This is a genomic window from Blautia massiliensis (ex Liu et al. 2021), assembly GCF_052064225.1.
GTDB lineage: Bacteria > Bacillota > Clostridia > Lachnospirales > Lachnospiraceae > Blautia_A > Blautia_A fusiformis.
The window spans coordinates 1-375 of record NZ_JBQHWA010000100.1 but is presented as its reverse complement, the minus strand read 5'-3'; the positions used below and the strand labels follow the sequence as shown (position 1 = coordinate 375).

The 375-nt window shown below is 44.0% G+C and carries 1 rRNA gene; it reads left to right on the top strand.

Annotated features, from left to right (window positions below):
* Nucleotides 1-91 (top strand): 5S ribosomal RNA (gene rrf / locus ACTNDQ_RS15485); the annotation flags it as partial.
* Between the last annotated feature and the right edge of the window lie 284 nt (nt 92-375).

The window sequence follows — 375 nt, the reverse complement described above, 5'->3', positions numbered from 1 at the left end:
ACCCGTTCCCATCCCGAACACGACGGTTAAGACCCAATCGGCCGATGGTACTGCACTGGAGACGGTGTGGGAGAGCAGGTGGGCGCCAGATTAAAAAGAAAGAAACAGGCGAAGCTGCCTGATAAAAATAGAACGGGCACTGGAAAGTGAGCTCTGTTGGAAACAGAGTGGAACCAGAAGATTTTCGATAAGTCCGGTGCTAACCCTAAATCAGTCGGGAAGGACTGTTATAATAGCTGGTTTTTACCAGTGATCAGAGTTTACAAAAACAGTTTGTGAGTTCTGATGGCTGATAAAACATCAGTCAGCATTGTACCTTGAAAACTGCATACATGAGATTTGATTAAGTTAATCAAATATCCTTAAACGCAAAGT